Raw genomic sequence first — 12,934 nt, 5'->3', positions numbered from 1 at the left:
CGTTAGGGTTTCAGTGTGAACGCCACTGCGCCCGTCGCCCGCCGCAGCCCGTCCCTGACGGCGCAGCTCGGCCTCTCCGAGCGCATCTTCTCGACCGCGTCGGACCGCTCGCTCGCGCGGGCGATCGACGAGGGTCTCGAGCAGGTCGAGACGGGGCTGGTCCACCAGCTGTCCTTCGCCGACCAGGTCGCCGACGTCTCGACGCGCTACCTCCTCGAGGCAGGCGGCAAGCGCGTGCGCCCCATGCTCACGCTGCTCGCCGCGCAGCTGGGCCGGGGCAACACCCCGCAGGTGCTGCTCGGCGCCCAGGCCATCGAGATCACGCATCTCGCCTCGCTGTACCACGACGACGTCATGGACGAGGCGGAGAAGCGCCGCGGCGTCCCCTCCGCTCAGACCGTCTGGGGCAACAACGTCGCGATCCTCACCGGCGATCTGCTCTTCGCCCGCGCCAACCAGCTCATGATCGAGCTCGGCGATCGCGCGATCCGCCTCCAGGCCGACACGTTCGAGCGCCTCGTCCTCGGTCAGCTGCACGAGACCGTCGGGCCGGCCGAGGGGGAGGACCCGGTCGAGCACTACCTCTCGGTGCTCGCCGACAAGACCGGCTCGCTGATCGCCGCGGCCGGTCGCACGGGAGTCGTCTTCGCCGAGGGTCCCGCCGAGTACGAGGAGGCGATGCGCGTCTTCGGCGAGAAGATCGGCGTCGCGTTCCAGATCGTCGACGACGTGATCGACCTCTCCCCGCAGCCCGAGGAGACCGGTAAGAACCCCGGCACCGACATCCGTGCCGGCGTCTCGACCCTGCCGATCCTCCGCCTGCGCGAGCGCGCGACCTCCGACCGGGGTGCCGCCGAGCTCCTCGCGAGGATCGAGAGCTACGTCAGCCGCTCGAACGACGAGATCGCGCACACCGACGAGCAGCACGCCGACATCTCCGACGCCATCGCGCAGCTGCGCGACCACGATGTGACGGCGCAGACCCTCGCCGAGGCCCACCGCTGGGCCGACGAGGCCGTCGCCGCTCTCGCCCCGCTGCCCGACGGCTCGGTCCGCAAGGCGCTCACGCGCTTCGCGGACACGGTCGTCGACCGCAACGGCTGACCCCGATCGTCGCGGCGCGCCCTGCGCCGCAGGAAATGAGACCGGACGTGCGCCACGGCGCCCCGGCAGGAGGAACGCAATGACCAAGCTCAGGCTGGCCATCGTCGGTGCGGGGCCCGCGGGCATCTACGCCGCCGACCTCATGATCAAGGCCGAGAAGAAGTACGACGTCTCGATCGACCTGTTCGAGCAGCTGCCGGCTCCCTACGGTCTCGTCCGCTACGGAGTCGCGCCCGATCACCCGCGCATCAAGGGCATCATCACGGCCCTGCGCGAGGTCCTCGACCGCGGCGACATCCGGATCTTCGGCAACGTGCACTTCGGCACCGACCTCACTCTCGAGGACCTCAAGCGGCACTACCACGCGGTGATCTTCTCGACGGGTGCGATCCGCGACGCTCCGCTCGACGTCCCCGGCGTCGACCTCGAGGGCTCCTACGGAGCGGCCGACTTCGTCAGCTGGTTCGACGGCCACCCCGACGTGCCGCGCACCTGGCCGCTCGAGGCCTCCTCCGTCGCGGTGATCGGCAACGGCAACGTGGCGCTCGACGTCTCGCGGATGCTCGCGAAGCACGCCGACGACCTGCTGCCCACCGAGGTCCCGCCGAACGTCTACGAGGGTCTGAAGGCCTCTCCCGTCACCGACGTGCATGTCTTCGGCCGCCGCGGACCCGCGCAGGTCAAGTTCACTCCGCTCGAGCTGCGCGAGCTCGGCGAGCTGCGCGACGTCGACATGATCGTCCACGACGAGGACTTCGTGCTCGACCCCGCCTCGCAGGCCGCGATCGAGACCAACAAGCAGGTCATGGTCATCAACCGTGTCCTGAACCAGTGGCGCACCCGCGAGACCGGCAGCGCCTCCCGTCGCCTCCACCTGCACTTCTGGGCGAAGCCGCTCGAGTTCGTCGACGACGGGCAGGGCCGCGTCGCCGCGATCCGCTACGAGCGCACGGAGCCCGACGGCGAGGGCGGCGTGCGCGGCACCGGCGAGATCCGCGAGGTCGCGGTGCAGGCCGTCTACCGCGCGGTCGGCTACTTCGGCTCCCCGCTCGACGGCCTGCCGTTCGACGAGATGCGCGGAGTGATCCCGAACCGCGAGGGCCAGGTCCTGGACGACGAGGACCAGCAGGTCCACGGCGTCTACGCGACCGGCTGGATCAAGCGCGGCCCGGTGGGCCTGATCGGCCACACCAAGTCCGACGCGATGGAGACCGTGGGTCACGTGCTCCGCGACCAGGCGTCGTGGTGGACTCCCGCGCACCCCGAGGAGTCTGCGATCGTCGGGCTGCTCGACGAGCGCGGCATCGCGTACACCGACCTCGAGGGCTGGCACCGCCTCGACGAGCACGAGCAGGCGCTCGGGGCTCCGGAGGGACGCGCCCGCGTCAAGGTCGTGCCCCGAGAGGACATGATCGCGATCTCGCGCGCCGAGCTCGTCTCGGACTGACTCCCCGTCGCAGGCCGATCCGCCTGCTGCCGCGACGACCCCTCGGTGCACGCCGGGGGGTCGTCGTGCACGTCGGAGGGCTCCCGTACACTGCGGGCAGCCACGAGGGCGGGACGAACGGGGACACGATGACGAGCACGACGCAGCCAGGGCCCCACGACGTGATCCGGGTGCGGGGTGCCCGGCAGAACAACCTGCGCGGCGTCGATGTCGACATCCCCAAGCGCCGCATCACGGTCTTCACGGGCGTCTCGGGCTCGGGCAAGTCCTCGCTCGTCTTCGGCACGATCGCCGCCGAGTCGCAGCGGCTGATCAACGAGACGTACTCCGCGTTCCTGCAGCAGTTCATGGGCTCGCCCGCGCGGCCCGACGTCGAGTCGCTCGACGGGCTCTCCGCGACGATCGTGGTCGACCAGGAGCGGATGGGGGCCAACGGCCGCTCCACGGTCGGCACCGCGACCGACGCCTACACGATGCTGCGCATCCTCTTCAGCCGGATCGGCGACCCGCACGTCGGCACGAGTGGCGCCTTCTCGTTCAACCTGCCCGAGGGCATGTGCCCGCGCTGCGAGGGCACGGGCCGCGCCTCCGACATCGACCTCGACGCCCTCTTCGACCGCTCGAAGTCCCTCGAGGGCGGCGCGCTCGATGCGATCCCGAACTTCGTCGTCGGCGGCTGGTACTGGAAGGGGCTCGCCGAGTCGGGCCTGTACCCGGCCGACGTCCCGATCGCCGATTTCACTCCGGAGCAGCTCGACGCGTTCCTCTACCGCCCCGCCACCAAGATGGCGATCGCGGGCATGAACATGACCTACGAGGGCCTCGTGGTCAAGGTCACCCGGCTCTACCTCGCGAAGGAGTCGCCGCAGGCGCACATCCGCGCGTTCGCCGAGCGGGTGGCGACCTTCGCCGCCTGCCCCGAGTGCGGGGGAGCGCGGCTCACCGGAGCCGCCCTCTCCTCCCGCATCGGCGGCCGGAACATCGCCGAGTGCTCGTCGATGCAGGCGACCGACCTGGCCGAGTGGCTGCGCGGGGTCGACGACCCCTCGGTCGCTCCGATCGTCGAGACCCTGCTCGGCACGCTCGACTCGCTCGTCCAGGTCGGGCTCGGGTACCTCTCGCTCGACCGCGAGTCGGGCACCCTCTCGGGCGGCGAGGCGCAGCGCGTCAAGATGGTCCGGCACCTGGGCTCCAGCCTCACCGACATCACCTACGTCTTCGACGAGCCGACCGCGGGCCTGCACCCGCACGACGTCTCGCGCATGATCGAGCTGCTACGGCGCCTCCGCGACAAGGGCAACACCGTTCTGGTCGTCGAGCACAAGCCCGAGATCATCCTGATCGCCGACCACGTCGTCGATCTCGGGCCGCGGGCGGGCGCGCACGGCGGTGAGATCCGCTACGAGGGCTCCGTCGAGGGGCTGCGCGCCTCCGACACCCTCACCGGCGAGCACCTCGACCACCGCGTCCCGCTCAAGGAGTCGGTGCGCCGCCCGACGGCGTTCGCCGAGATCCGCGGTGCCGCGACCCACAACCTCCGCGGCGTCGACGTCGACGTGCCGCTCGGGGTGCTCACCGTCGTGACCGGAGTCGCGGGCTCGGGCAAGTCGTCCCTCCTGCACGGCAGTCTCGCGAAGCGCCCCGGAGTGGTCGTGGCCGATCAGTCGCCGATCCGCGGCTCGCGCAGGAGCAACCCCGCTACGTACACGGGCGTGCTCGACGCCATCCGCACCGCGTTCGCGAAGGAGAACGGCGTGAAGCCCGCGCTGTTCAGCGCCAACTCCGCCGGGGCCTGTCCCGTCTGCAAGGGGGCCGGCCTGATCTTCACCGAGCTGGGCCCGGCCGCCACGGTCTCGTCGGTCTGCGAGGAGTGCGAGGGCAAGCGGTTCACCGCGGAGGTGCTCGAGTACCGGCTCCGGGGCCTGAACATCCACGAGGTGCTGTCGCTGCCGATCGTCGAGGCGGCCGAGTTCTTCGGCTCCGGTCCGGCGCACACGATCCTCGCCCGGCTCGTCGACGTGGGACTGGGCTACCTCACGCTCGGCCAGCCGCTCAACACCCTGTCGGGCGGCGAGCGGCAGCGGCTGAAGCTCGCGATCAACATGGCGTCGAAGGGCGCGGTCTACCTCCTCGACGAGCCGACCACCGGGCTCCACCTCGCGGACGTCGACAACCTGCTGGGATTGCTCGACCGGCTGGTCGACTCCGGGAGCTCGGTGATCGTGATCGAGCACCACCAGGCGGTGATGGCCCACGCCGACTGGATCATCGACGTCGGCCCGGGCGCCGGCCACGAGGGCGGATCGATCGTCTTCGAGGGCCCGCCGAGCGCTCTCGTCGCCGACGGCTCGACCCTGACCGCCCGCGCGCTGAAGGCGTACGCGTCCTGAGCGGCGAGTGGCGGCCGGACGTCCTCGGCGCCGGCTTCGAGCAGCGGACGCTCCCGCTGGGGGAGGACGACGAGGGCGAGGTCGTCGCCACGCTCGTGCGCCATCGTCCGGTCGCACCGCGCTGGCGGGGGCCGGCGTCCGGCATCGACGTGCTCTACGTCCACGGCTGGAGCGACTACTTCTTCCAGACGGGGCTGGCCGAGTTCTGGCACGGGCTCGGGGCCCGCTTCTTCGCGCTGGATCTGCGCAAGTACGGGCGCAGCCTGCGCCCGCACCACACCCCCGGATTCGCCTCCGATCTCGCCGTCTACGACGAGGACATCGCGGCCGCCAGATCGGCGATGGCCGAGCACGGCCACCGCGGACGGAGGCTCGTGCTGATGGGCCATTCGACCGGCGGCCTCACCCTCAGCCTCTGGGCCGCGCGGCACCCCGAGGAGCTCACCGCACTCGTGCTCAACAGCCCCTGGCTCGAGTTCCAGGCGCGGGCGGTCGGGAGGCAGATGCTCGCGCCGTGGATGATGCTGCGCGCCCGCGTCGCTCCGCACGGCACGCTGCCGGTGATCGACCAGGGCTTCTACTCGCGCACGGTATCGGCGACGCTCGAGGGCGAGTGGGAGTACGATCCGGCCTGGCGTCCGGAGCGCGGCTTCCCCGTCAGCCCGGCCTGGTTGACGGCGGTGCTTGCGGGGCACCGCCGCGTCGAGCGGGGTTTGAACCTGCGGATGCCGGTCCTCACTCTGCTCTCCTCCCGCAGCGTGCTTCTGCCGTGGTGGAGCGACGAGATGCGCTCGGCCGACGTGGCACTCGACGTGCGCTCGATCGGCGAGCGGGCGGCAACCCTCGGGACGACGGTCACGATCGCCCGGATCGACGGCGCCGTGCACGACGTGGTGCTGTCGGCTCCGCGCATCAGAGCGCGGGCCTACGCCGAGATCGAGCGTTGGGCGCGGGGCTACCTCCCGGCCGACCGCCCGATCAGCGGGCGAACGGGCCGCGCAGCGCCGCCCACTGGAGCAGCATGATCGTCTTCGCGTCGACGATCTGCACGCCGATCTGCGTCAGGGCCTCGTCGAACGACAGCTCGACGACCTCGGTGTCCTCGCCCTCGTCGGCGAGGCCCGCGAAGGTGCCCTCGCGGGAGCCGGCGCGGTAGCGCCCCGCATAGAAGTGCAGCATCTCGGTGATCGAGCCGGGGCTCATGTAGGAGTCGAAGACGTGCTCGAGGCGGCCGACCTCGAGTCCGGTCTCCTCCGATGCCTCGCGGCGCGCGCCCTCCTCGGGCCCGTCCTCGTCGAGCAGGCCGGCGGGCACCTCGAGGAGCATGCCGTCGAGGTTGCCGTTGACGTAGGTGGGGTAGCGGAACTGCCGCACGAGCACGACGGTCCGAGCCTCGAGGTCGTAGAGCAGCACGGCCGCCCCGTTGCCGCGGTCGTACGTCTCGCGGTGCTCGGTGGTCACCCGGCCGTCGCGGTGGCGGTACTCGAACTCGGTCGTGCGCAGCACGTACCAGTGGCTCGAGAGCAGGGTGACCTGTCTGACCGTCACGCCCGGGTTGCCGGTGAGGTCGTAGCCCTCCTGGTCGAGGCCGGTGCGGCCCCGACGGTCGGGCTCGTCGATGCCGACGCTCATGCGCGTGCTCCTGTGCTCAGCACGCCTCAGCGGAAGTTGACGAACTGGAGATCGAGATCGAGGTCGGCACCTCGGAGCAGCGACATCGTCGCCTGCAGGTCGTCGCGGCTCTTGGACGAGACGCGCAGCTCGTCGCCCTGGATCTGCGACTTCACCGACTTGGGGGCCTCGTCGCGGATCAGCTTGTTGATCTTCTTCGCGTGCTCCTGGTCGATGCCGTCCTTGAGGGTGGCCTCGATCCGGTACTCCTTGCCCGACGCGAAGGGCTCGCCGGCGTCGAGGCTCTTGAGGCTGATGCCGCGCTTGATCAGCTTCGACTGGAAGACGTCGAGGATCGCGTTCGCGCGCTCCTCCGTGTTGGCCTTGATCAGGATCTTCTCGCCGCTCCACGCGATCGAGGCGCCGACGTTCTTGAAGTCGTAGCGCTGCTCGACCTCCTTGTGGGCCTGGTTGAGGGCGTTGTCCGCCTCCATCTTGTCGACCTTGCTGACGACGTCGAACGTTGAATCTGCCATGGCTCCGAGTTTAGCTTCCGGGCGTCGCGGACTCCCGGGCGGTGCGGGGCGTCCGCGGAGGCTGTCCTGGTACCACTGGAGGATGCGCCGTCTCCCCGCCCTGCTCCTGCTGCCGCTCGTCGGCGCGCTGCTCGCGGGCTGCAGTGCCGCCACCACGTCGACGATCGAGTACGAGGGGGGAGTGGTGACAGTCCCGCCCACGGCGCCGGCGCCCGCAGCCGTCGATCCCGCTCTGCTCGAGGACTCGGCCGCGACGGCCGCAACACCCGTGCGCTTCCTGACCAGCCCGGAGTGGCTGGCCGGCACCGCCGAGGGGAGCGGGATCCCGGAGCGGGCGCTGACCGCGTATGCGGGAACCGCGCTCCTCACCTCCTCCGTCGATCCGGACTGCGGCCTCGACTGGGCGACGCTCGCCGGCATCGGCTACGTCGAGAGTCGGCACGGCACCATCTTCGGCAGCGCGCTCGGCGAGGACGGGCGCGCTGCCGAGCCGATCTACGGCCCGCGCCTGGACGGCACCGAGTTCGACCGGGTCGAGGACAACGACGGAGGGGCGCTGGACGGCGACCCGGAGGTCGACCGCGCGATGGGTCCGCTCCAGATCATCCCGGCGACGTGGATGCGGTGGGCCTCCAGCGGCTGGGATCCGCAGAACGTCGATCAGCAGGCGGTGACCGCGGCGCGCTATCTCTGCGAGGCCGGCGGGGACCTGTCGACGGAGTCGGGTTGGCGCGCGGCGATCGCGGCGTACAACCCGGCGACGAGCTACGCGGGCAAGGTGGCCGAGGCGGCGTCCCGCTACGCTGCGGCGGCGGAGTGAGGCGCCGATTTCCGATCGTCGGGCCCCGCGGGTATATTTGTCCAGCGCCTTCGGTCGAGAGCACGATTCCCGGCCGGGTGCGCCACGGCGAGTTACCCTAGCGGCCAAAGGGATCTGACTGTAAATCAGACGGCGTAGCCTTCGGGGGTTCGAATCCCTCACTCGCCACGTACTCCGCAGAACGCCCCGGCACCCTCAGGTGCACGGGGCGTTCTGCTGTCCGGCTCCTAGGCTGGAGCCATGAGCGCCCACGCCTCCCTCCTCGCCATCGCCCGCTCGATCGCCGTCGAGGCGGCGCACCTCGCCCGACAGCGGCGGGAGGACGGCGTCGAGATCGCGGCGTCCAAGTCGTCGCCCGAGGACGTGGTCACGGCCGCCGACCGCGAGGTCGAGCAGCTGATCCGGCGACGTCTCGAGGAGGCGCGTCCCGACGACGGCTTCCTGGGGGAGGAGTCGGGCGGCGGAGGCGGCACCAGCGGGCTGACGTGGGTCGTCGATCCGATCGACGGCACCGTCAACTACCTCTACGGCATCCCCTCCTACGCGGTCAGCATCGCGGTCGTCGAGGGCGAGCCGGATCCGCGGACGTGGACGGCGCTCGCCGGCGCCGTGGTGAACGGGTCGACCGGGGAGGTGTACGCGGCGTCCCGGGGCGGCGGCGCCTCGCGGGACGGAGCCGTGCTGCGCGCCGTCGCGCCGGCCTCGCTCTCTCTGGCGCTGGTCGGGACGGGCTTCGGCTACGACTCCGCCCGGAGGATGCGCCAGGGCGCGGTGGTCCAGGAGCTGCTGGGCTCGGTGCGCGACATCCGCCGGATCGGCTCGGCGGCGCTGGATCTGTGCGCCGTGGCGTCGGGTCAGCTGAACGCCTACTTCGAGCGGGGACTGAACCCGTGGGATCAGGCGGCGGGCGTGCTGATCGCCCAGGAGGCGGGCGTGCGCGTGGAGGGCTTCGACGGCCGTCCGGCGAGTTCCGACCTGCTGATCGCGGCGCCGGACCCGTTGTTCGGCGAGCTCGAGCCTCTGCTCCGCCGATTGCGTGCCGACGAGGTGTGAGCGCTCTCCGAGAGCGGTCCGAGCGCGGAGTCGATGCATGCGTGCGAATGGGCACGCAACGGAGCGGCGCTCGCAGCGGCGCTCGACGCTCGGATCGTGCCTCTGCATCGACCGCTCTGGTCGGATTCCGCAGTCCGTGGGTATCCTTTATGAATTCGTGACATTCGCACAGGATGCCGTCGCGAAGACCCGAGACGCCGTCCGGCCCCTGACGGAGTGCGCCTCGTCCGCCTGTCCCCGACGGAAGATCCCGATTTCGTGAGCCCCGATTCGCCCTCCCCCGCTGCGTCCGCATCGACCCCCGGCGAATCGACCCCACCGCTCTCCCGTCGCGAGCTGCGCGAGCGCGAGCGCGCTCAGGCCCTCGCGGCCGAGGTGGCCGCCGAGACCGACACCGCTGCTCCGGTCGCCACCGACCTGCTCGACGCCGAGCGCCGGGTCGCTCAGGCGCGTGCCGCCGCGACCCGCGCGCCCGCCCCCGTGCCGGCTCCCCGGGTGACCCCCCTCCGACCCGCGCCGCGTACCCGCGTCGGCGGGCTCGTCGCCCTGTCCTTCGTCGCCGCCATCGTCGCCGCGACCTCGCTGCCGGCGACCTCCCTCCTCACCGCTGAGGACGTCCAGGCGCAGAACCTGACCGGTGTGCTCGCTCCGGGCGTCGACCTGCGCGAGGGCTCGCAGTCCTTCGTCGCCGGGGCCGTCGGCGCCGAGACCGTCGCGCGCGACGGCTTCGGGGTGCAGGAGCGCAAGACGCAGACCGACGTCGCGGCCATCGTCCGCACCTCCGACGCCGGCTTCACGAACGACCAGAACGCCTCCATCCAGTGGCCCTTCGCCGTCGGCGTGCCGGTGGGCGACCGTTTCGGCTACCGCAACTGCGCGGGCTGCTCGGTCAACCACGGCGGCACGGACTTCAACCCCGGCAACGGCTCGCCGATCCAGGCGATCGCCGACGGAGTCGTGCGCACCGTGATCGACGGCGAGGGCTCGCTGGGCGTGCACGTGATCGTCGACCACGAGATCGACGGCGAGCTGGTCTCGAGCGTCTACGCGCACATGCAGCACGGCACCGCCGCGGTCGAGGAGGGCGACCCCGTGAAGGTCGGCCAGCTCCTCGGACTCGTCGGCAGCACGGGCATGTCGACCGGACCGCACCTGCACTTCGAGATCCGGATCGACGGGGTCACGAAGGTCGATTCGTACCTCTGGCTGAAGGCCAACGCCGGACGCTGACCGCTGGAGGAGCCGCACCGGCTGCAGAGCCGGGCCGTCCCCGGAAGCGCGTGCGATCTGCAGGTTTTCGTGCGATCTGCAGGCCTTCGCCGCGTGAGAGCGCGTTCAGCCGCGAAGACTCCTGCGCTCGACAGCGGAGTCCTGCTGATCGCACCGATGCCTGCAGATCGCACCAGCACCTGCAGATCGCACCAGCACCTGCTGATCGCACCGATGCCTGCAGAGCGTGCAGGCGCCGGACGTAGCCGAACGCGTCAGCTCGTGCGCAGCCAGACCGTCGTGTCGCCCGGCAGCGCCGGCTCGTGCAGCTCCTCGGAGGAGAGCACGACCGTGCCGACCGGCAGCTCCACCGGCTCGGAGCCGGTGTTCGCGACGACCGTGACGCCTCCGTTCCGGAACGCCACGACCTCCTCCGGGTACCCGTCGAGCCACTCGATCGACCCCTCGCCCAGCCGTGAGGCGCGGCGCTCGGCGAGCAGCGCACGGTAGAGCTCGAGGGTCGACCCCTCGACTCCGCGCTGCGCGTCGCGGGCGAAGGGCGCCCAGTCGCCGGGCTGCGGCAGCCAGGAGTCGCCCGACGCGGTGAAGCCGTAGGCGGGAGCGTTGGCCTCCCAGGGCAGGGGGACGCGGCAGCCGTCGCGGCCGTAGCGCTCGCCCTTCGTGCGGAACCAGGTCGGATCCTGCCGGGACTCGTCCGGCAGATCGATCGCCTCCGGCAGGCCGAGCTCCTCGCCCTGGTACACGTAGGCCGAGCCGGGCAGCGCGAGCATCAGCGCCGTGGCGGCGCGGGCGCGGCGCAGACCCAGCACCGGGTCGGGGAGCCCGGCGGACTTCGGCCCGATGCCGTAGCCCTGCGGGTTGTCGGCCGTGAGTGCGAGGCGGCTCGCGTGGCGCACGACGTCGTGGTTCGAGAGCACCCAGGTCGACGGGGCGCCGACCGCGGCGAACGCCGTGAGCGAGGAGTCGATGATGTCGCGCAGGGCGGGACCGGCCCACGGCGTCTCGAGGTAGGCGAAGTTGAACGCCTGGTGCATCTCGTCGGGCCGGACCCAGCGGGCGAGCTTCGGCAGCGGCTGGACCCAGGCCTCGGCGCAGAGGACGCGGTCGGCCGGGTACTCGGCGAGCAGCGCGTGCCAGTCGCGGTAGATCTCGTGCACGCCGTCCTGGGCCCAGTAGGGGGCCGTCTCAGGGTCGGGGTCGTCGGCCGGCGCCACTCCGCCCATGGAGCCGCTGTCGGCGGGGGGCGTGTAGTCGGGCAGGCCGTCGGCCTTGATCATGCCGTGCGCCACGTCGACCCGGAAGCCGTCGACTCCTCGGTCGAGCCAGAAGCGCAGCACCTCGCGGAAGCGCTCGCGCACCCACTCGTTCGTCCAGTCGAAGTCGGGCTGCGACGTGTCGAAGAGGTGCAGGTACCACTGGCCGGCCGCGCCGTCGGGCTCCGTGATCCGCGTCCACGCCGGACCGCCGAAGACGGACTCCCAGTTGTTCGGCGGCAGTTCGCCGGTCTCGCCCCGGCCGTCGCGGAACAGGTAGCGCGCGCGCTCGGCGCTGCCCGCGGGCGCCGCCAGCGCCTCCTGGAACCAGCGGTGCGCGCTGGACGAGTGGTTGGGCACGAGGTCGACGATGATGCGGATGCCCAGCGCGTGCGCGCGGGCGAGCATCGCGTCGAAGTCGGCGAGGGTGCCGAAGAGCGGATCGACGTCGCAGTAGTCGGCGACGTCGTAGCCCGCATCGTTCTGCGGGGAGGTCATGAAGGGCGAGAGCCAGATCGCGTCGACGCCCAGCTCGGCCAGGCTGTCGAGGCGGCCGGTGATGCCGGGGAGGTCGCCGATCCCGTCGCCGTCCGCGTCCGCGAAGGACCGCGGGTAGATCTGGTAGATGACGGCGGAGCGCCACCACTCGGAGCCCGGAGTGCTCGGCGAGTCGGCGGGGAACGCGACCGGCTCGTTCGCGGGCGCGCCGGAAACAGGGGATTCGAGGGGCATGCGGCCAGGATAGAGCACCCCTCGCGGGCAGGTGGCGCACGACGTCGTAGGGTCGACGGGTGACCGACGAGACTCCCGACGAGGCCCGAGCCCGCCGCCGCCGCGCCCTGCTCTGGGTGGTGCCGCTGCTGGTGCTCCTGCTCGGCGGCCTGCTCGCCGCGACCCTCGCGATCGGCGGCTTCGCGGCGCGCTCGATGACGGGCGCTGCGGGAGCACCGACCGCCGGAGCGGCGCTCCTGGGCTGAACGCCTCGGCGCCCGCTCGAGCTCCCGCTCCGGGCCCCGAGCAGCCGCAGACGCGGCCTACGCCGTCGCCGCCGGGCCGTCCTCGTCCTCCGGCTGCGGCGCCCGAGAGGTCCGCGCCGCCTCCTCCGACGTGTGACCCGACTCCGGCCCCGTGGTGGTGCGCGCCTGCTCATCGGCCCGCGACACGGCCTCGGCGAGCTCGTCGGCGACGAGGTACCCGGTCGAGACCGCCTCGGCGCGGTAGGCGGCACGGCCGACCATGTGCGCCGAGACCGGCACGGTCAGCAGCTGGAACCCGATCACGAGGATGATCGTGCCGGCGGCGGCGAACCCGGGGTTCCGGATCGCGACGGCCAGCATCACGCAGATCAGGCCGAGCACCTGCGGCTTGGTCCCCGCGTGCATCCGCGAGAGCAGGTCGTCGAAGCGCATCAACCCGATCGCCGCGACCAGCGAGAGCAGCCCGCCGGCGAGGAGCAGCACGGCGGTGAGGACGTCGAGCACGAGGTCCAT

At 71.7% G+C, this 12,934-nt stretch carries 12 protein-coding genes and 1 tRNA gene; 9 read left to right on the top strand and 4 right to left on the bottom strand.

What is annotated here, in order from left to right; translation table 11 throughout:
- Nucleotides 1–15 precede the first annotated feature (15 nt).
- The 4 genes from ASF46_RS13610 (at nt 16) to ASF46_RS13595 (ending at nt 5,966) form a co-directional block, all read left to right on the top strand.
- Entirely contained in the window at nt 16–1,104 is a 1,089-nt protein-coding gene (locus ASF46_RS13610) for a polyprenyl synthetase family protein (protein ID WP_056868067.1), read from the top strand.
- 79 nt (nt 1,105–1,183) lie between these two features.
- A complete protein-coding gene (locus ASF46_RS13605) occupies nt 1,184–2,551 on the top strand; it encodes an FAD-dependent oxidoreductase (RefSeq protein ID WP_055790517.1) in 1,368 nt (455 codons plus the stop codon).
- Between the two features lie 128 nt (nt 2,552–2,679).
- Nucleotides 2,680–4,941: an ATP-binding cassette domain-containing protein gene (locus tag ASF46_RS13600; RefSeq protein ID WP_056868066.1), complete on the top strand. Its 2,262-nt coding sequence runs from the start codon at nt 2,680–2,682 to the stop codon at nt 4,939–4,941.
- 95 nt (nt 4,942–5,036) lie between these two features.
- Nucleotides 5,037–5,966, top strand: a complete 930-nt coding sequence (locus tag ASF46_RS13595; protein ID WP_235576953.1) for an alpha/beta hydrolase — start codon at nt 5,037–5,039, stop codon at nt 5,964–5,966.
- Here ASF46_RS13595 and ASF46_RS13590 read toward each other — a convergent pair.
- Complete coding sequence (locus ASF46_RS13590; protein WP_056868065.1) at nt 5,920–6,573, bottom strand: NUDIX domain-containing protein; 654 nt, start codon at nt 6,571–6,573, stop codon at nt 5,920–5,922. The two genes, ASF46_RS13595 and ASF46_RS13590, sit on opposite strands and share 47 nt — an antisense overlap.
- A gap of 26 nt (nt 6,574–6,599) precedes the next feature.
- A complete protein-coding gene (locus ASF46_RS13585; protein WP_055790527.1) occupies nt 6,600–7,088 on the bottom strand; it encodes a YajQ family cyclic di-GMP-binding protein in 489 nt (162 codons plus the stop codon).
- A gap of 82 nt (nt 7,089–7,170) precedes the next feature.
- On the opposite strand from ASF46_RS13585, the gene ASF46_RS13580 reads away from it, so the two are divergent.
- From ASF46_RS13580 to ASF46_RS19895, 4 genes are all read left to right on the top strand, one after another.
- On the top strand, nt 7,171–7,908 hold the full coding sequence (locus tag ASF46_RS13580) for a hypothetical protein (RefSeq protein WP_056868064.1): 738 nt from the start codon (nt 7,171–7,173) through the stop codon (nt 7,906–7,908).
- Nucleotides 7,909–7,994: 86 nt separating this feature from the next.
- Nucleotides 7,995–8,076, top strand: a tRNA-Tyr gene (locus ASF46_RS13575).
- A 72-nt stretch (nt 8,077–8,148) separates the two neighbouring features.
- Nucleotides 8,149–8,961 (top strand): inositol monophosphatase family protein, encoded by an 813-nt coding sequence (locus ASF46_RS13570; protein ID WP_056868063.1) that lies wholly within the window; start codon nt 8,149–8,151, stop codon nt 8,959–8,961.
- Nucleotides 8,962–9,219: 258 nt separating this feature from the next.
- Entirely contained in the window at nt 9,220–10,191 is a 972-nt protein-coding gene (locus tag ASF46_RS19895; RefSeq protein ID WP_162240182.1) for a M23 family metallopeptidase, read from the top strand.
- Nucleotides 10,192–10,445: 254 nt separating this feature from the next.
- Here the strand turns inward: ASF46_RS19895 and ASF46_RS13560 are convergent, their stop codons facing one another.
- On the bottom strand, nt 10,446–12,176 hold the full coding sequence (locus ASF46_RS13560; protein WP_056868061.1) for an alpha-amylase family glycosyl hydrolase: 1,731 nt from the start codon (nt 12,174–12,176) through the stop codon (nt 10,446–10,448).
- Between the two features lie 59 nt (nt 12,177–12,235).
- Between ASF46_RS13560 and ASF46_RS13555 the strand changes: the two genes are divergently transcribed.
- The gene (locus ASF46_RS13555; protein ID WP_056868060.1) at nt 12,236–12,421 is read left to right on the top strand and encodes a hypothetical protein; all 186 of its coding nucleotides are present in this window, start codon (nt 12,236–12,238) and stop codon (nt 12,419–12,421) included.
- A 57-nt stretch (nt 12,422–12,478) separates the two neighbouring features.
- Here ASF46_RS13555 and mnhG read toward each other — a convergent pair whose 3' ends face one another.
- The gene (mnhG, locus tag ASF46_RS13550; protein ID WP_082481217.1) at nt 12,479–12,934 is read right to left on the bottom strand and encodes a monovalent cation/H(+) antiporter subunit G; all 456 of its coding nucleotides are present in this window, start codon (nt 12,932–12,934) and stop codon (nt 12,479–12,481) included.

The sequence above is a fragment of the Rathayibacter sp. Leaf296 genome (genome assembly GCF_001423045.1).
In the GTDB taxonomy this organism is placed as follows: Bacteria; Actinomycetota; Actinomycetes; order Actinomycetales; family Microbacteriaceae; genus Rathayibacter; species Rathayibacter caricis.
Note: the sequence above shows the minus strand (reverse complement) of the source record. Positions and strands in the feature narration are given on the sequence as shown.